Here is an 18,307-nt window from a genome sequence, read left to right on the forward strand (position 1 = left end):
GATAACAATAAAAATTTCAGGCTGACAGCTCAGTGTTGGCAACGAGGAAGCGCACTATGTGGTTTAAACTTATAACCTTGGGCATGGCCGGCGCCAGTGCCTGCCTGAGCAGTGCCGGTGTGGCCGCGGCAGACTCGGCCAAGGGATTCATCGAAGAGAGCACGACCTCAGTAGGCCTGCGCAACTTTTACTGGAATGCTGATAACCGCAACGGCAGTTACCGCAATCCCGAAGGCGAACGGCAAAGTTATAGGCAAGAGTGGGCGCAAGGCGTCTTGGCAAAGTTTAACTCCGGCTATACGCAAGGGCTGGTTGGGTTCGGACTGGACCTGCATTACATGGGCGCACTAAAGCTCGATGGTGGTAATGGACGGGTCGGCGATGGCATCGGCAATGGCGGCATCGTTTCGCGAGACAATCAGGGCGATCCGAAGAGCGGCTACTCTAAGGCCGGTGGTGCACTGAAGATGCGGGTGGGCCAAACGGAACTGGCCTACGGCGACCTGTTCCCCGATTCTCCGGTGCTCAAGTACGGTGACATTCGTCTCTTGCCACAAACCCTCAGGGGCTGGAATGCCACGGACCGCTCGTTCGATGGCCTGACCCTCAACGCCGGTCGTTTCGTCTCCAGCAGTGACCGGGCGCAACCCAATCATGGCGGGCATCTCGGTACGGCCTACAGCGGGCGCCAAGCTAACACCGAGTTTGTCAGTTACTACGGCGGTATCTATACGGGCATCAACAACGTCAAGATCAAACTATTCGGTTCCGAACTGGATGATATATGGAACCAGCAGTTCGCCTCTATTGACTACCGCCTGCCCTTGGCCGTCGGTGGCGTGATCAACACCGGGGTCAACTACTACCGCACGCGTAATACCGGCGCCGCCTTATTGGGTGATATTCGCAACGATGCCTGGAGCACCCGTGTCGGTTATGCCCTGGCAGGACACAAGGTCGAACTTGCCTACACGCAGATCGATGGCGACCAGCCGTTCGACTATGTCTGGAACAGTTTCGATATCGAGCTGGACTCAGCCGCCCAAGGGAGTGACTTCAACAGTCCCAACGAGAAAATCTGGAGTGCACGCTACGACCTGGATGCTGCAGTGCTTGGTGTACCGGGTCTGAGCTTTACCGCGCGCTATCTACGCGGTACCGATATCGACGGCAGGGATGCAGGCGGCGCGTACTCCCGTTATCAGGCCGTGCGCAATGGCTCCCAATGGGAGCGTGATCTGTGGGTCAAGTACGTCGTGCAGTCGGGCCCCGCCAAGAATCTATCGTTACGCTTGATGTTCGCCTCAATGCGAACAGGCGGTGATTACGGAGCCATTGCCAACGACCTCGACCAGACCCGAATCATCCTCGATTACCCTCTGGATCTGGGCTTTCTGAAATAGGTCAACTAGGTCGCGAGCATCAATCCAGCGCTGCGAAGTGGTGCAAAAAAATCAGCAAAGCCTCTCGCATCGAAAAAATCGAAGTCAAACCTCCAGAATTATTCGTTTGAATTGATGAGAGGCGCTAAGCACTATCTATTCAGGCAAACAGGAGAAATCTCATGCAACTTGATAATAAAAAAACACCAGAAGTCGATCTGCGCAAATTCGCTGGCCAATTTGCAGCAGGCGTATCCGTCATCTCAACCGCTGACGACGAGGGTCTGTGTGCGGGCATTACAATGACCGCTGTCATGTCACTCTCCCTGACACCGCCATTGTTTTTGGTGAGCCTTGATAATAACTCCAAGACTTTGACTGCGATCTTGGACAACGGCCATTTTTGCATCAACTTTCTTAGCAAAGACCAGAGCACCGTCTCACAACTATTTTCATCAAAATCCGATGACAAGTTTGATAACGTAAGTTTCTACAAAGGTATCACCGGCAGCCCATGCCTCGAAGGCGCTTTGGCGCACGGTGAATGCGAAGTTCACGAATCTTACAGCGGTGGCGATCACACAATCATCATTGGACGAGTGATCAACACAGCGATCAATGGTGGTGAGCCGCTTGTTTACCACAGTGGCAAGTACGCCACTCTCGAGCATCAATAATCTCCAGTCCTTCGCTCGACCATCGGAATATATACAATGTCTAAAAAAATTCTATTCAATGCATTTGATATGAACACCCCTGTCCACCAGTCCCAGGGATTATGGCGTCACCCAAGTGATCGTTCGTCCGAGTACAAAACAATCGCTTACTGGCAGGATCTGGCGAAGACGCTGGAAACCGGTTTTTTTGACGGGCTTTTCCTGGCAGATGTGACCGGAGTCTACGACGTGTACGGGGGTAACTCCGACGCGGCGCTACGTAATGCTGTCCAAATACCGAGCCATGATCCGTTCGTTATTGTTCCAGCAATGGCCGCCGTCACCCAACACCTCGGGTTTGGCGTCACCGGTTCGTTGACCTATGAACCACCGTATACGTTCGCTCGAAAAATGAGCACATTGGACCATTTAACCAATGGTCGAATCGGTTGGAATATCGTCACCGGCTATCTTAACAGTGCTGCAAAAGCCAGCGGCGCGAAGGCTCAGACTGGCCACGATACGCGTTATGAAATTGCTGAGGAGTACATGGAGCTCATGTACAAACTCTGGGAAGGCTGCTGGGAGGAAGATGCTGTAGAACGGAACGTGGAAACCGGCGTTTATATTAATCCCGCGAAAGTTCATCCTGTCGATCACGATGGTCAATATTTCCAACTCAAGGGCATCCATCTTAGCGAGCCTTCCCTGCAACGCACGCCCGTTCTGTACCAAGCCGGTGCATCGCCCAAAGGACAAGCATTCGCAGGGCGCCATGCAGAATGTGTATTCGCCAGCAGCCCAACAAAAACCGTACTCGCCGCCACTGTCAAAAAACTCAGGGCGGCCACGGTCGCTGAAGGACGGCCTCACGACAGTGTTGCCGTGTTTGGCATGATGACATTGATTGTCGGCAGAACCGATGCGGAAGCAGAGGAAAAGCTCGCTGAATATAAGCGCTACGCCAGTTATGAAGGTGCGCTGACGCTGATGTCCGGCTGGACAGGCATTGACTTCGCCTCGTGCGATCCAGGCGATACAATCAAGCATATCCGTAACGACAGCATGCATACCGCGATTGATCGCTTCACCATTTCCGATCCGAACAGGGTCTGGACGGTAGGAGAGGTTGCCGAGCACATCGCCGTAGGCGGTTCTGGCCCATTGATCGTAGGCTCCGCTCAACGGGTCGCTGATGAACTGCAACAGTGGATGGAGGAAACCGATATTGATGGTTTCAACTTGGCGTATGCAGTGGCACCTGACACGATCAAGGACATCGTCGAGCTGCTTATTCCCGTCCTTCAGGAGCGGGGAATCTATAAGACTGAATACACACCTGGGACGTTGAGGGAAAAACTCTTCAACCAAAACCGCTTGTTGCAGCATCCACACCCCGGAGCGGACTATCGAATCTAAACACATCCTCAACGACAAAATACCTGGCGTGCAATGCGAACCTTCGTTACTGGTAGGTGCACGCCAGATCAAACAGTGGTTTTGCGATGGCGTCGAACTTCAAGGAGTTACTACGTGCGTTATCCCGTCGCTTCGAAAGCAAGTCGCGTCTTGAGTAGCATTGCGAAAGCCGTAAATCCCAGCAAGCCTCCGAAATTTGTTGGCGCTGATTGAAAACTGCCCCAAAGTGGCTTGGGGTGCTCGGCCCCATTTTCGGATGGTGTTTCTCGACACCTGGTACGCTTGGCTATCAGAAGCAGCGAGGGCTTGTCGCGAAAGTAAATCCGCCGAATTTTCCCAATTTCGTCCAAATGACTCTTGAGTACTTGCAAGTCACCGACCGCCTTGCGCACGAGATTTTGCCGACGATGCCGCTATCCTGACCATCCAGAAACTCTACTGGCTACTTGACGGCTTCGACCTCTGGCGAAACCGTCCTCATCAGGTTTGAGCCTGCCGAACCTGCCCCAAGTGAAAGCTGGCTGGATAAACCCAGTCGTAGGTCACAGCGCAAAGCGCTCTGCCTAAGGCGGTACATTATCTGTATACAATTGGAGTCGGCTGGAATGCTGTTGGAAGCCGTTTTTACCGATCGGCAACAATACGTCGGAACGATCAGCAAGATCATTTTTCATTTGCCTCACGGCGTAGCTGTTTAGACATTCGCTCAAAGGTGCCAGGGCCAGTGTGCAGATCTATAGCATGGTCGACACCGCCAAGATCAACGGCCAAGAGCCGTGTATGTAGCTGCACGACGTACTAGAGCGGCTGCCGCACGCCTCGTCGGTTGAAGACTACGAAATCTTGATACCGTGGAACTACTCACCATAGATGACGTGTTGAGACCAAGATCGAGGTTCAGGCCAAGATTTAGCATCCGTCCCGAGTAATCAAGCACTAGTTTGGCCAAAAGACAGTGCGCTTTCGAGACTTATCCAACACCGCACAGATAGTGACGTTCTTCGCTTTGTCGAATCTGTGGATGGCGTCGACACTTGTTGGTGGAGGCAGGCGCGATGCGTGCGTAATGCAGATAATCGCGGCGGCGAGACTTCTTGCTGCTAGCAATAGGTCTGAAAGAACGAAGAGGATTGATCAATTTTGACATGCGTAATGTTTGAAAAGGCTGATCGCTCAATAGCAAAAAAAATGCCAGCTATTTCAGAGTATCCAGAAGGCCTATCAGCAAAAGATTGGCGGAAATTAGCAATTTTTTGTCATTTTTGTTCAGCTAATCTGATTTAAACTCGCATAGCGGTTTAAATCGTGACATCAATTCAAGCTCGTTTGGATAACAGCTAAGTTTAGTAAGTCTAGACTGCTCATGAAAATATCCATAAATAAAGTTTCTAGGAGCAACAGATTTCAAGGAGGAGGGACTGGAATGTATGCAACTCGAAGCTGCCATCCTTACGCAAAGATCTTCTATCAGCCCATTGATGCGGCCTTGCGTTGGTGTAACTTAATGGCCTTTGAGAGGGAAATTCTTGAGACAGCACAGCGTTGCTCTGCCATGCTTAAAACCACCTTTCCACAGTGGCCATGCTTGCATGCAAATACCGAAAAAATTTTTGATGCCATTCAACATGGTGAACTCGCCTACGGTTGCTTCGGTGTGCCAGTCGCCAATGGCACTCCCATTGATTCCAACCAGATAACCGTTCGCCATACTGATCTTAGATTCTGGATGTCGCGATATTATCCTGACCAGCGACCGGCATTTCTTTTTGAAGGATCACTCCCCAAGCAAAAAGCTATCAGTATTGGTACATACCTAGCATTGCAAGGTGATCGGGACGCCCTGCAGGTACAGATGAAAAGTCTTGAAGTTGCCTATCGACAACTGCTGGATGACCTTGAATCTATCGGGCTGGAAAGAGAGAACATTCACAATTTGCTCAAGACCAACAGCAAAGTCAGTGATCGCAGCGAATCCGTCTACCTTAATATCATTGGAGCGATGGTCAAATTGTTTCTAGATCAGTCCCCTTCGGGGAAACCTTTTTCGGTTTTCCGATCCCAAGCGGCCATTGTTGACGCGCTGACCGCTCATCATAAAAATCTCCCTGGCATAACCAAGCGTACATTGGACGAAAAATTTGCGGCCGGAAAACGCAGCCTGACGACGCAGTGACGCGTATTGCAGTGCAATCCTCCCTATCGCAGTGCAATGACCCCACGCCTTTTATACTATTCAATTCAGGTCACTTCCCACTAAGCGCCAATCGACGCCAGGAGTGACCATCATGCCCAACCAACCCTCCCCCATCGCTCTAGCGCCGCTATCACAGGTCGAACGTCACATCATGCGGCGTGACGAGGTGGAGCGTAAAACCGGCTTCAAGCGTGCGCACATCTACAACTTGATGAAGGAAGGTAAATTCCCTCAAGCCAAACGTATTGGACTGCGCGCGGTCGGCTGGGACTCGCTGGAGATCGAACGGTGGGTCGTTGAACGCTTAGGTCAGCAGGCCTGATGCCATGCGTGTGGTATCGGTGGTTTCTACCAAAGGAGGTGTAGGCAAAACCACAGTAGCCGCCAATCTCGGCGGTCTGTTGGCGGATGCTGGCCTACGCGTCCTGCTGCTCGATCTGGATAGCCAACCCACCCTCTCCAGCTATTACGCCTTGAGCCAGAAAGCTGTTGCTGGTGCGTACGAGCTCATTGCACTCAACCTAACAGCAACTGCGCAGATTATTTCCTGCACGGTGATCGACGGTCTTGACCTGATCCTCTCCAACGACGATCAAGGCCGACTGAGTACATTGCTGCTGCACGCCCCTGACGGGCGATTACGGCTGCGCAATTTGCTCGACAATTTCCATCCCCATTATGACCTGCTTTTGGTCGACACCCAGGGCGCACGTAGCGTGCTGCTGGAGATGGCCGTCCTGGCTTCCGATCTCGCCCTCTCGCCCATCACGCCGGAAATGCTCGCCGCCCGCGAACTGCGCCGCGGCACCTTGAAGCTGCTCAGTGAACTCGAACCGTTCCGCCACCTGGGCATTCCACCCCCACCCTTGCGATTGCTACTGAACCAGGTGAACGCCATTCGGATGGACACACGGATGATCATCCAGGGCCTGCGTGAAACTTTCGCCGAGGCTACCAATACCTCGGTTCTGGACACCATCGTTCCAGACCGAGTGGCTTATCTCAATGCCGCCTCCCTTGGCCTACCGGTCCACCGAATCGACACGCGCCGGTCACGTCAACAACGCTCGCCATCCGCGCTGGAAACCATGCAGGCGTTGGCCATCGAGTTGTTTCCGGAATGGCGCGAAGCGATCTCTAGGGTGAGCAGGTGCTCGGAGGTTCAATGAGGCGAATCGAAAGCCCGCATTTCTCACCCAGTCATTTTGCTTGACCAACCTTGAGGCCAACTGCGTTTGGCAAGGAGTCCTTTGATGCTGGATCAACTTCCCATCATCATTCAGCCATACGTTCGACCACACCATCCACCTAGCGAAGAGTACTGCACCGTGGTCTTTCGTCTGCAAGGTGGGCGCCCGGCCATGAGGTGGCTCCTCGCAGAACTGTCCCGGCATGTCGAAGGTTCAGGGACTGCCGAGATCGTCAAGTTCGAGGTCGGTGATCATTTGTGCAACCGGCGTTAACTGAGGCTGTTCAAATGAAGAAGCTCAGTCAGGAGGAGATCACCGACAAGCTGCATCAGGACCACTTTCCTCGAGGTCCAGAGCTGGAGCGGCTGTCCGATCCACTTATCGACACGTCTATGCTGGTCACGCTGGAGCAGTTACGGCCTTACGAACACAACCCACGCTTCATCCGTAATCCGCTGTATGACGATATCAAGGCCTCGATCCGTGAACGCGGTCTGGATCAACCACCGCCGATTACTCGCCGCCCAGGAGAAACCTATTTCATCATCCGCAACGGCGGAAATACGCGCTTGGCGATTCTCGGCGAGCTGTGGCAGGAAACCCGCGATGAACGCTTCTTCCGCATTCATTGCCTATTCCGACCTTGGGATAATGAAATAACCGCCCTGCTCGGCCACCTGGCCGAAAGCGATCTGCACGGCCAACTCACTTTCATCGAACGAGCACTGGCGGTGGCCAAACTCAAATCCATGCTCGAACCCGATAGCGCTGCGCTCTCGCAACGTGAGCTGGCACGACGTCTTGCCGCTGGCGGCTATCCCATTTCGCAGTCGCACATCAGTCGGATGCTGGACACCCTCGAACACCTACTGCCCGCCATTCCACAAACATTGTATGCCGGGCTGGGTAAGCCCCAGGTCGAACGCCTGATCGCTCTGCGTAGCCAGGCCGAACGGACCTGGAACCGTTATCCAACCGCCACCGTTGCGTTCGCCGAATTCTGGCTCGGGACCCTGGGCGACTTCGATGCTGACCCCGAGTCCTTCGATCTTGAGCAAATCCAGGATGAACTGCTCGAACGCATGAGCCGGTTACTCGGACAGTCCTACCGCATGTTGGCCCTGGAGCTGAGCAACACCCAACGGGTCATCTCAACGCCTGGCGATGTCGTCACCACGCCCTCGGAGAACAGCCATCTGCCGAGCGTTGAGAAAGCTGCGGCCGGACCTCCCTCCTCCGAGTCCCGTCACCAATCAACCGAGACCAGAACCCAGACCGAAACAGCGCGAGAGACGCTGCTCACACCACCCGAAACGAATGTCGCCTCAGCGGTCAGCCCTCCGTCACGCGTTCAACAGATTCGCGAACAAATCGATCGCGAGAATTCAATCGAAGCAGCACCGACAGTCGAGACCTGCGCGATCGACGACATCTGGACCATCGCACCCACAATGGATAGCCCCGAACAACTGCGTTTAGCCATCGCCGGACTGGCGCGGGAAATGGCGGCCTATGCCGGACATCCTGAGAGCATCCACGATCAGAAGCTTGGCTTAGGCTTCACCCTCGACATCGAGCGACTTGATCTTACCGCGCCGCGCGCGGCCGGGGTTCACCTGCTGCTCCTGGCCCTGTTGCGCGCTCAAGACGACGTGAGCTGGGAGGATCGCCAGCAACTGCCCTCAGCCCTGTTCGGGCAGCTGTTGCTGGGGGTTTACCAACTACCGCTGCCAGATCGTCCCGTCATGGACGTAGGCCTGGAGCGACTGCCCGACAATCTATTAATCAAACTGTATCGCTTGATCCGCCTGGCCCGTCGCCTGATCGACTTAACACTTCTCCCTGAAGACAACTCACCGAAGGAGCTGCCATGAGCCTGTCCTTCAATGTGCTCAACCAGGCCATGCTGACCCAGGTGTTGCATGAGTTGCGCCTGGGTAACTTGCAACGCTGCAAAGCACTCGGACTGAGTGAAGACGACATCTACCTGCTGCAATCTTTACCGCCCACCACGCTGTCGCGCCTGGCCCATGCCACCGTCCCCTGGGTTGAGGTCAAGATTGACTCACCAGTGCTGCATCGGTTGATCGAGCAAGCCGAACGCGACGAGCAGAACGAGCGACTGATCAACCGAGCACTTAAACTGGGTGCCAGCAGCACCATCATGTACAAATGCTTCGGCTTGGCGCATTCGGAAACTGCCCTGCGCCGGCGTCTGCTCAAGATCGAAACCCGTAAGGGCCGCCCTCAGCATTTGAGCGAAGCGCAGGAACATGCACTCTGGCAGCGTTGGTGCCAATTACGCGCGCAGGACGGTACCGAAGATCAGCTCGACGCCATGATGATGCTGGCGGAAGAACAACAGATCAGTTTGACCATCGTCTGGCAGCAGATCGACCAGTACAGCAACGGAACATGAACACTGCCCCTTCCAGTCGCTGGCAGCGTGTCCTGCAGCAATGCACTCAGCAGCTGAGTGAACGTTGGCCCGCACGCCCTACCACCGAACAACCCTCCAACCAGGCCCTACAGGCGGGCTTTTTGTTCAGTGGCCAATCGCACGACGTCGTGCCACGTCGCCTGCTGTTGGACAGCCGGCTGACGCCGTTGGAGCGTAACGCCTGGCAAGTGTTTCGACTCATGCTACAGGGTCAGGGCGTGGTCACGCCGCGCTATGAGGATTTGCAGCCTTACCTATCAAGCGTGCCCTATGGCACGTCTGCCTCCCGTGAAACCATCGCTCGCGTCTTGACCATGCTCAGGCTGACGCGCTGGCTCAGCTTGGTGAGTCGCGGACGCGACCGGCTCAGCGGGCGGCTGCAAGGTTCTCTGTACGTCCTGCACGATGAACCGTTAACCCCCGCTGAAGCCATGGAGCTGGATGAGGATTACCTGGAGCTGGTGGGACATTGCCTCAGCCATAACGCCAAGGCGGTGCGGATTGTCGCCCAGCACATCCTGGAAGAAATCCGCCATGACACGAACATCGATCAGGGTCGACTACCGACGCGACTCGACAGCTGGGGCGAACACTGGATGCAGCAAGGATTGGATCTCGCAACCGAGGACTCTCTACACGATTCCGAACTGGGTGGTGATCACCGCGTTCGGAATCGTGCAGGCCCTCGTTCGGATTCCGAACCGGGGTTGAACGCCAATGATTCCGGCACCGTTCGGAATCCGAACGCCGCCTGTACTGTATTAAAAGAAAGTATTTGTACTGTACCGCGCGCGACCCCAGCGGTGGATAACCTGCTCTGGCCCGATCCGCTGCACCTGCGTCCAAGCGAGCGTCAGGCCGTCGCCGTGGCGCTGAACAAGCTCAATCCGGTAGATCGGCAGGCCGTGCTCAACGAAGCCGGTGCACGTTGTGCGGCCGGCGGTATCCGCAAGCCCGCGGCCTATCTGATGGGTCTAATCCAGCGCGCACTGAACGGCGACTTTCGACCTTGGGCAGGCCAGACAGAACCTCCACCCGTTGCAGAGCTGCCTCCAACTGCACCCTCACGTCCGTCAAGAAAGCATGGCGAACCCGCCTCCGCCCTCGCCCAAGCCTGCCTGAATGAGCTGCGCCAACTGCGCGGAAAACGCTCTGGACCTCAGTAGATTTGATGCCACTGGCATCAAATCTACTGAGGTCTAATGTGAGATCGCAAAGGGCCGAACCAGCGCAATCCGACCGGTACGGCCATCGCCCCCCATGGAATTGATGCCACCGACGTCACGCGCGAACGCCTCCGAAATTTTCCCTCTCACACCAAACCGAACAGACCGCATTCAGCTTTTGGGCTGCCCTTGACCATCATCTGTCGCAACGTTCCCGTCCAAGCTTATGCGAGGACAACACCGTGGCCGATCACTATCAACTCAACCTGGGTTCATTGCGCAGCAGCATCACCCTGACCCTGCACACTCACCACGCCGCCCGTATCTGGCAAGGCCGAACCGCACGCGAAGGCGTCCACTCGATCATGGGCATGGCCGGTTTCATCAGTGTCACCAACCTGATCAAACAAACCGCAGCCCAGGACGATCCCTACGCCGACTGGGCCATCGTGCAACTCGAAGAAAAACTGATGCTGGCCAAGGCTGGGATGCTGGAACTGACCCAGCAGCTGGATCGGATCAGGCAAGACCTGCCGACACAAATCGACATGGGCGACAACCTCAACATCCACCCCGTCACTTTGCCGTTGTACATCGGCAGCCAGCTGGGTTTTCTGGCGGTCTACCTGCTGACCGACTACGACACCCTGGTGCGCCGGACCCTATTGGCCCATCACACCGCTTTGATCGGCCGCCGGGATATGGAGGCCTGGATCGATGACGGTGCCCATCTGCTGCGCAGCCTGTTCGGCCAGGCCCAGCGCTATCGGCATGCCGGCGTCACCCGCGATGATATGGCGGCGAACAATGCCCGTGCCATTGCGGCCATCGAGAAATTTGGGTTGCCCCCCATGGACATCCTTGAGGGACATCGCCGCTCCCAGTTCGCGCCGCCGATCATTCGTCGGGGCGCTGTGACAGTGGATGACCCTGACGCGTTGGCAGAGGAAACGGGAGAGCCATCTGCGACAGTGGATGAGCCGGAGGACGAAGCATGAATCCCATGATCCCGGCTCAACCAATGTCCTCCGAAGTGTTGACACCGGATGCCTATCGACAGCTCGAACACGCCGCCTCCCTAAAAGGCCTTTTAAAGCCCTTTAAGGGTAAGGGGGAGTTGGAGCACCTGGCGCAGGTGGCGAGGGAAATCGAGGCGCAGTTATGCCATCTGATGGAGGCTGTTGTGCAGCAAGCCGGACAGCCCCCTTACTCACACTTGGATATTCGATTGGTGCTGCACAACACCAGCGCGGGCAGCACCTTTTTGCGTTGGCGCAGCCGTGACTTCGCCCGTATGGGGGTTGCGGTCTGGGAACGCCAAGTCGGCAACCAAGCCCTGCCGCAAGTCGTGCGCGAGGGATTGCACCGTTTCGAATGCGAGCGCATTGCACTGAACCTGCAGATGAGCGTGGTGCATTCGCTCTACCGCCAGGCCACGACCTGCGCGATCAAAATGGCCAGTGCCGAACAGCTGCTGCGCCAGTTCACAACCGCAGTGGAGGTATCAGGATGAGCACTTTTTTCGTCGGCGAAGGCAACATCGGCAGTGCGCCAGAGTTCCAGGAATTTCCATCAGGCAATGACGAACCACGGCGTTTGCTACGGCTGAACGTGTATTTCGACAACCCCGTGCCACGCGAAGGCAGCTATGAAGATCGAGGCGGCTATTGGGCGCCGGTTGAGCTCTGGCACCGCGAGGCTGAACACTGGAGCACGCTGTACCAGAAAGGCATGCGCGTGCTGGTCGAAGGCCGCACCGTGCGCGATGAATGGGAGGACAGTGAAGACAATGCGCGGGTGACCTTCAAGATCGAGGCCCGTCGCGTTGGCATCCTGCCTCACCGGGTGCGCAGCGTGATCATGCGGGAACGCTCCAGTGAGCCGGCGGCTTCTGCGACACCCGTCGAGAAAAGTACACAGCAGGCCGGCTCACCTGCGTCGAAACCCAAAAAACGCAGAGGGCAACCACCGTCGGACTGACAGAGTTCAGGCATAAAAATTGCGCCTCTGCGCGAAGTGGCTGGTCTGTCGTTACTCGCTGCTCGTGAAGACCCACCTGTCGTCCATACTACAAGCCGCCCTGGCCCATTTAAGCCTGCCCTCACCGACTAATATGAGGAACCTCCCATTCAGGTTTCTCATATCTCGCCACTGCTGTTTCCAACCACGCTGCTCCGAACTCAATCCGGAGCAGTTCTATGCGCCTCTTCCTCTGCGAGAAACCGTCCCAGGGTCGGGACATCGCCAAGGTACTCGGGGCCACTCGACGTGGTGACGGTTGCCTGACCGGCACACAGACAACCGTCACCTGGTGTATCGGCCACCTGCTGGAGACAGCACCGCCTGAAGCCTATGGCGTGCAGTACAAGAACTGGTCATTGGATCAGCTACCGATCATTCCCGAGCAATGGCAGGTCGAGGTCAAACCCAAGACCGCGGCACAATTCAAAGTCATCAAGCGCCTGCTCAGCGAAGCCACCACCGTCGTTATCGCCACCGACGCCGATCGCGAAGGTGAAATGATTGCCCGCGAGTTACTGGAGCGCTGCCAGTATCGAGGCCCCGTCCAACGCCTCTGGTTGTCCGCACTCAACGAGGCGTCGATTCGCAAGGCACTGTCTTCGCTGAAGTCTGGGCAGGAGACCTTTCCGCTCTACCACTCAGCCCTCGCCCGCAGCCGCGCCGACTGGCTGATCGGCATGAACCTCAGTCGCTTGTTTACCCTCCTCGGTCGGCGGGCGGGCTATGATGGCGTACTGTCAGTTGGACGCGTCCAGACACCGACTTTACGTCTGGTGGTCGATCGGGATCGTGCGATTGCCAGCTTCGTCTCGGTGCCCTACTGGGACGTGGAGGTGCACCTGTCCTCAATGGGACAACCATTCATCGCGTCGTGGCAACCATCACGCTCAGGACAAGATGAAGCCGGTCGTTGTCTGCAACAGGCGCTAGCACGTCATGCTGTCCAAACAATCGCGGACAGTAAGACCGCCACAGTACTCTCGCTGCAGACGGAGCATTTCCGCGAAGCGCCGCCCCTGCCCTTCGACCTGAGCACGTTGCAAGAAGTCTGCTCGTTCAAGCTGGGGCTCGGTGTTCAGGAAGTCCTGAACATCGCCCAAGCCCTGTATGAAACCCACAAAGCTACCACCTACCCACGCAGCGATTGCCGTTATTTGCCAGCGAATATGCTCGACGAGGTACCCGCGGTATTCGATGCCCTGCTCAAAACGGATCCCGCGCTGCGGTCCGCACTCGGAAGCCTCGATCGATCATTGCGCTCACGAGCATGGAACGACGCCAAGGTCACCGCACACCACGGAATCATTCCCACCACCGAGCCGGCGAACCTTTTGCGAATGTCTGAGCAAGAGCGCAATGTCTACGAACTGATCCGTAGCCACTACCTCGCACAATTTCTTCCGCATCATGAGTTTGATCGAACTCAGGTTGAACTGGAGTGTGGCAAAGAACGATTGACCGCGGTTGGCAAACAGATCCTGGTCCAGGGCTGGAAAGGCTTGCTCTCCGACAACACCGAGGATGATGAGTCCATTCAAAAATCCCAGGTATTGCCCGCCTTACAACAGGGAGCGCAGTGCGCAGTGGACGACGTCGAATTCAAGCCCATGCACACCACAGCGCCCAAACCGCTGACCGAGGGCGATCTGATCAAGGCGATGAAAAACGTGGCCAAACTGGTCAACGACCCGCGTCTGAAACAGAAGCTTCGGGACACCACCGGTATCGGCACCGAAGCCACGCGCGCCGGCATCATCAAGGGATTGATTGATCGCGGTTATTTGCTGAAGAAAAAACGCGCCTTAATAGCCTCCGCCGCGGCCCATACCCTGATCGAGGCGGTACCCGCGGCCATCGCGGATCCGGGTATGACCGCGATCTGGGAACAGGCTTTGGACGAAATCGAAGCGGGACGTCTGACCCTTAATGCGTTCGTCGCCAAGCAGGCGAACTGGATTGCACAATTGGTCGAACACTGTGGCGCACTCACCTTGGCGGTACCTGTCGAAGCCGGCCCGACCTGCCCCATTTGCAACGCCTCAATGCTCAGGAGAAAGGGGAAATCAGGGCCGTTCTGGTCATGCTCCCACTACCCCGACTGTAAGGGTACAGTGCCGATCAGAAAAGATACGCGTCGCCCATGACGCTCCATTGAAGATAGACAGGAGTATTGGGGGTGATGTACTGATCAGTGCATCATCAGTGGCTGCTGATCCCTCTCCAAGTCGATCAAGGGTTGTCCGATTTCACGGGCCAAGGCGATGCCTGTCGCAATCCATATCTGCCCAAGTTCGTTGAACGCTTTCAGGTGAGCAGGATTTTCGTTGAGCCAATGGACAAGGCTGTCAAAGTGCTCGGGGTTATCAGGGCAATCATGAATCCTGATGAACAGCTCCAGTGTTCGATCCCAGATCAGGTCCATGACGTCCTTGCTCTCATCTTCCATGCTCAACTGTTCCTCAGCTTGGCCCTATCAGACCGTTCACTCTCACGGATCACCTCGGACTCTGATTCCTGGAGGAATAGAAACCAAGTCGCGTCACACAGCAATTTCAGTCAATATAGCAACCCTATAGGTCGACACTCAACCGTTAAGGATGTTCATGTCAATGGGTCTTTGCTCAACCATTCGGGTTGAACTGGAGAGCTCATCACTTGGCACATAAACATCCAACCCAAGCCCAAATCGGGCGCATGATCGCGAAGCACCGGACCGAGCGTAATCTGACCCAGGAAGAGGTGGCTGAACGCTTGGGGATCGGCAGCGAAGCCATATCACGCCTGGAGCGGGGTGTGGTGGAGCTTTCGGTGGTCAAGCTGATGCAATTAGCCGATATTTTCGACTGCAGGATGGATGCACTGCTGACGGAGTCGAGCAATCGTCCCAATGACCAGGGCCAGATGATCGCGGGTCTGCTGAGCGGACTGAAAGAAAGCGACCGTGCCTTTATCTTGGCAACCGTAGAACAATTGGCTGCTCATCTCGCCAACAAGTGAGCTCATTCGCTCGCACTCGATATAGGGGCCTCTCAGGGGCGCCCTCTACCTTGACGTCGCCCCACCCTTTCTGCTGTAGTGACTCAGGATCATCGCCAACGGCGGCCAAAGACCGATTCGCTCCGGGTAGCTCGGTCGGACTCATTGAGTTCGGAGCCCTCTCTTCTGCGGAATATCATTCCCGTTTTGTGCTCGACCTGATCCTGGTGGCGGATGACCACTGTTGCCTCTGCCAGGCAATAGCGGTCATCCGCTTCAGCGATCGTATTCAGCCCCGGAGCCCGCCGGGGAAATACTGGGCACCCTTTGTGCGCGGATGCGTGCCAGTAGCTTCCGACCCAGGCCACGACAAGGGTCGGTTGGCGAATCATGGCGCAGTTAAACCAAGTTTTGCGAGGAGCTTGTCGACTGCGTAAGACCGCCAAAGATGGCTTTTCTCTTCCTCGCCTGGCACCCCGCCAGGCCCACTCTTCATTTTTTCATTCCAATGACTGCCACTGTATTCCGGCCTTAAAAAATCGGGTTGCAGCATCTTGGAGCTCCTCATCAAGGCGCTCCGTCGAGCGCCTTTTCTGCAATCCGCACAGGGGAACCATTATGGAATCCTTCTGGCTTTGCGACGACTGCCTGTTCGCTGCTGCTTACTAGGACTACAGCACGTTATCGCTCTACTGCACGACGGATGAAATCGAGAAACGCATCGCCGGTAGCCGAACCGCATATATATTGTTGTCGCATCCCTCCGTGCCCCCGACGTACCCATCGAGACATCTGCGACATCATTAGCGTAAAAATACCAGCATGGCTTTTTGGGCAGCCTGCATAGCTGAGCCCTACTCCCAGAGCGAGTCCACACCGCCGAGTCAGTGTCATATTAGAAAGTGCCTAAATGACGGTAGAAATGGTTATCTGGATATCGAGACTGGCACTCATCCTCTTCTGTCAACGGCGCTTGAGAGGGTCGCACGCCAGAGGTGGGGACTGCGGCGATCCCTGCCGTCGTCATGACAATACACTGGTGCTCGCAGAGAGCCAGAGCTGCGATTGGGCACCCCATGGGGCCTGCCATATACGCTGGCATCGTGTTGGTGAACATGCACACCATGCTCGATCCGGCGGTTCCCTTCGGAGGCAACAAATCATCGGAGGTGGGCTGAGAGTTTGGCAGCGCGTTTATTGATGATTACATCGAGCTGAAGTCGGTAATAATTTGCTACTAAAATCGAGATCATGGACTTGGTCCAACGTGCCCGTCCGTCGCCAACGAACAATCAAACGCCGCCAGTGCACTGCACCCCTACGTATATGTACTGAGACGTTGTAACCGCTCATCAAAGGCTAGATTCAGCTCTAAAAGCAATTGCCAGGGCCACTTATCACAGTGCTCCCAAGAATCGCTGCATGAAACAACGAGGGCTGTGATGCGGTAGTCAGCCTCGCTCGTTGAACTCACTGGCTCGGCGCGAAGCGGGTTTAAAAATCGAAGAACACCGTTTCACCCTCCCCCTGAATACGTATGTCAAAACGATAAGCCGCCTTCCCATCCACCTCGCAACGCTGCGCTATCAACGTTTCCCGACGCTGCGGTTGCTCTATCAGATTAAGCACCGGGCACGTCGCGTTGGCGTGTGGCTCATCAGCAAAGTACAGTCGGGTTTGCAGGTGAATATTGATCCCGCGAGCAAACAGCGACACATTGATGTGCGGCGCCATCGGCACACCGGCCGCATTCGTCACCACGCCGGGTTTGATGGTGTTGAGTGTCCACTCGCCGGCATCGAAGGTGGTGGCGGTTCGGCCGAAGCTGTTGAAGACCTTTTCCGAGTCGAAGACCGGGTCATAAACCCCTTCATGGTTGGCCTGCCAGAACTCCAGGAACGAGTCGCGCACCAAGTGACTATTGCCGTCATAGACATGACCAATCAGCAGGATCTGTTCGCCTGGCGCGCCGGGCTTGGCCATCTGGTTCCAGATTTCCTCTGGGCGGGTCGAGTTGCCGGCAGCTTCCAGAGCCAGGCCGATATGCACGTAAGGGCCGGCCGTTTGCGAAGGGGTTTCGGGTAGCAGTTCGATAGGCATGGACGGACTCCTCAGCAGTTTTCGAAGTGGGTCTTGCGCTGGCCGCGCAGCACGATGTCGAAACGATAGGCCAGGCAATCCATCGGATTGGCATTACCCATGTCGAGCCGGGCGATCAAGCTATGAACCGCATCCGGGTTGGCGATCGACTTGACGATCGGGCACAGCGGGATCAGCGGATCGCCTTCGAAATACAGCTGGGTGATCAGGCGCGTAGCAATCGATGGCCCGCTGATGGAAAAGTGAATATGCGCCGGTCGCCAGTCATTCGGACCATTGCGCCAAGGATATGGGCCAGGTTTCACGGTGCGGAAGCTGTAATAGCCATCGCGGTCGGTCAGGGCCCGGCCGACACCGCCGAAATTCGGGTCCAGTGGTGCCAGGTAGCGATCATTCTTGTGCCGGTAGCGACCGCCGGCATTGGCCTGCCACATCTCCACCAGGGTATGCGGGATTGGCTTGCCATATTGATCACAGACCCGGCCGGAAACAATGATCCGCTCCCCCACCGGCAAACCACCGTTGTTGAAGTTGAGTAGCAAGTCGTTATCGAATCGACCCATTTTCAGGTGGCAGAAATCCGGGCCACTGGTTTCGCTGGCCGACTGGGGAATGCTCACCAAGGCTTGGCCTAGAGAACGGGCGACAGAGGTTTTGTAGTCGGGGGTCAGGCCTTTGGGGTGCCAGTTTCGGTCACGGATAACGAAGCGACTGCTGTCTGCATCAGACATGTCGGTCTCCTGTTGTTTGATTTATGGAGGG

General features: G+C 55.9%; 18 protein-coding genes and 3 pseudogenes. 17 read left to right on the plus strand and 4 right to left on the minus strand.

What is annotated here, in order from left to right:
* Positions 1-56 precede the first annotated feature (56 nt).
* The 15 genes and pseudogenes from AC4PS7_RS08365 (at position 57) to AC4PS7_RS08435 (ending at position 14,613) form a co-directional block, all read left to right on the plus strand.
* On the plus strand, positions 57-1,403 hold the full coding sequence (locus AC4PS7_RS08365; RefSeq protein WP_238786579.1) for an OprD family porin: 1,347 nt from the start codon (positions 57-59) through the stop codon (positions 1,401-1,403).
* Positions 1,404-1,564: 161 nt separating this feature from the next.
* Complete coding sequence (locus tag AC4PS7_RS08370; protein WP_460146773.1) at positions 1,565-2,059, plus strand: flavin reductase family protein; 495 nt, start codon at positions 1,565-1,567, stop codon at positions 2,057-2,059.
* A gap of 36 nt (positions 2,060-2,095) precedes the next feature.
* Entirely contained in the window at positions 2,096-3,457 is a 1,362-nt protein-coding gene (locus tag AC4PS7_RS08375) for an LLM class flavin-dependent oxidoreductase (protein ID WP_492179275.1), read from the plus strand.
* A 541-nt stretch (positions 3,458-3,998) separates the two neighbouring features.
* A pseudogene (locus tag AC4PS7_RS08380) lies at positions 3,999-4,327 on the plus strand (transposase domain-containing protein); the annotation flags it as partial.
* A 43-nt stretch (positions 4,328-4,370) separates the two neighbouring features.
* A pseudogene (locus AC4PS7_RS08385) lies at positions 4,371-4,524 on the plus strand (IS5/IS1182 family transposase); the annotation flags it as partial.
* Positions 4,525-4,880: 356 nt separating this feature from the next.
* Positions 4,881-5,630 (plus strand): hypothetical protein, encoded by a 750-nt coding sequence (locus tag AC4PS7_RS08390; protein ID WP_492179276.1) that lies wholly within the window; start codon positions 4,881-4,883, stop codon positions 5,628-5,630.
* A 112-nt stretch (positions 5,631-5,742) separates the two neighbouring features.
* Positions 5,743-5,973 carry an AlpA family transcriptional regulator gene (locus AC4PS7_RS08395; RefSeq protein WP_492179277.1) on the plus strand — a complete coding sequence of 77 codons (231 nt, stop codon included), beginning with the start codon at positions 5,743-5,745 and terminating at the stop codon, positions 5,971-5,973.
* Positions 5,974-5,977: 4 nt separating this feature from the next.
* On the plus strand, positions 5,978-6,820 hold the full coding sequence (locus AC4PS7_RS08400) for a ParA family protein (protein ID WP_492179278.1): 843 nt from the start codon (positions 5,978-5,980) through the stop codon (positions 6,818-6,820).
* Positions 6,821-7,128: 308 nt separating this feature from the next.
* The gene (locus AC4PS7_RS08405; protein WP_492179279.1) at positions 7,129-8,715 is read left to right on the plus strand and encodes a ParB family protein; all 1,587 of its coding nucleotides are present in this window, start codon (positions 7,129-7,131) and stop codon (positions 8,713-8,715) included.
* Positions 8,712-9,260, plus strand: a complete 549-nt coding sequence (locus AC4PS7_RS08410; protein ID WP_492179280.1) for a DUF2857 domain-containing protein — start codon at positions 8,712-8,714, stop codon at positions 9,258-9,260. The genes AC4PS7_RS08405 and AC4PS7_RS08410 overlap by 4 nt, the downstream gene beginning before the upstream one ends.
* The gene (locus AC4PS7_RS08415) at positions 9,257-10,447 is read left to right on the plus strand and encodes an STY4528 family pathogenicity island replication protein (protein ID WP_492179281.1); all 1,191 of its coding nucleotides are present in this window, start codon (positions 9,257-9,259) and stop codon (positions 10,445-10,447) included. The genes AC4PS7_RS08410 and AC4PS7_RS08415 overlap by 4 nt, the downstream gene beginning before the upstream one ends.
* 242 nt (positions 10,448-10,689) lie before the next feature.
* Positions 10,690-11,445 carry a PFL_4669 family integrating conjugative element protein gene (locus AC4PS7_RS08420; RefSeq protein ID WP_492179282.1) on the plus strand — a complete coding sequence of 252 codons (756 nt, stop codon included), beginning with the start codon at positions 10,690-10,692 and terminating at the stop codon, positions 11,443-11,445.
* On the plus strand, positions 11,442-11,960 hold the full coding sequence (locus AC4PS7_RS08425) for a DUF3158 family protein (protein WP_492179283.1): 519 nt from the start codon (positions 11,442-11,444) through the stop codon (positions 11,958-11,960). The genes AC4PS7_RS08420 and AC4PS7_RS08425 overlap by 4 nt, the downstream gene beginning before the upstream one ends.
* Positions 11,957-12,427, plus strand: coding sequence for a single-stranded DNA-binding protein (locus tag AC4PS7_RS08430; protein ID WP_492179284.1), 471 nt, complete (start codon positions 11,957-11,959; stop codon positions 12,425-12,427). Before AC4PS7_RS08425 ends, AC4PS7_RS08430 begins: the two co-directional genes overlap by 4 nt.
* 218 nt (positions 12,428-12,645) lie before the next feature.
* Positions 12,646-14,613, plus strand: a complete 1,968-nt coding sequence (locus AC4PS7_RS08435) for a DNA topoisomerase III (RefSeq protein ID WP_492179285.1) — start codon at positions 12,646-12,648, stop codon at positions 14,611-14,613.
* A gap of 44 nt (positions 14,614-14,657) precedes the next feature.
* On the opposite strand, the gene AC4PS7_RS08440 is transcribed toward AC4PS7_RS08435, so the two are convergent.
* Complete coding sequence (locus AC4PS7_RS08440) at positions 14,658-14,915, minus strand: hypothetical protein (protein WP_492179286.1); 258 nt, start codon at positions 14,913-14,915, stop codon at positions 14,658-14,660.
* 209 nt (positions 14,916-15,124) lie between these two features.
* Between AC4PS7_RS08440 and AC4PS7_RS08445 the strand changes: the two genes are divergently transcribed.
* Positions 15,125-15,466, plus strand: coding sequence for a helix-turn-helix domain-containing protein (locus AC4PS7_RS08445; RefSeq protein ID WP_492179287.1), 342 nt, complete (start codon positions 15,125-15,127; stop codon positions 15,464-15,466).
* Between the two features lie 367 nt (positions 15,467-15,833).
* Here the strand turns inward: AC4PS7_RS08445 and AC4PS7_RS08450 are convergent, their stop codons facing one another.
* Complete coding sequence (locus tag AC4PS7_RS08450; protein ID WP_492179288.1) at positions 15,834-15,998, minus strand: hypothetical protein; 165 nt, start codon at positions 15,996-15,998, stop codon at positions 15,834-15,836.
* 523 nt (positions 15,999-16,521) lie between these two features.
* Between AC4PS7_RS08450 and AC4PS7_RS08455 the strand changes: the two are divergent.
* Positions 16,522-16,686 (plus strand): annotated as a pseudogene (locus AC4PS7_RS08455) (aldehyde dehydrogenase family protein); the annotation flags it as partial.
* Between the two features lie 253 nt (positions 16,687-16,939).
* Here AC4PS7_RS08455 and pcaG read toward each other — a convergent pair.
* Positions 16,940-17,545, minus strand: a complete 606-nt coding sequence (gene pcaG / locus AC4PS7_RS08460; protein ID WP_492179289.1) for a protocatechuate 3,4-dioxygenase subunit alpha — start codon at positions 17,543-17,545, stop codon at positions 16,940-16,942.
* Between the two features lie 11 nt (positions 17,546-17,556).
* Positions 17,557-18,276 carry a protocatechuate 3,4-dioxygenase subunit beta gene (gene pcaH, locus AC4PS7_RS08465; protein WP_492179290.1) on the minus strand — a complete coding sequence of 240 codons (720 nt, stop codon included), beginning with the start codon at positions 18,274-18,276 and terminating at the stop codon, positions 17,557-17,559.
* Positions 18,277-18,307: the final 31 nt, after the last annotated feature.

Source organism: Pseudomonas sp. DW-iso3 (assembly GCF_058725305.1).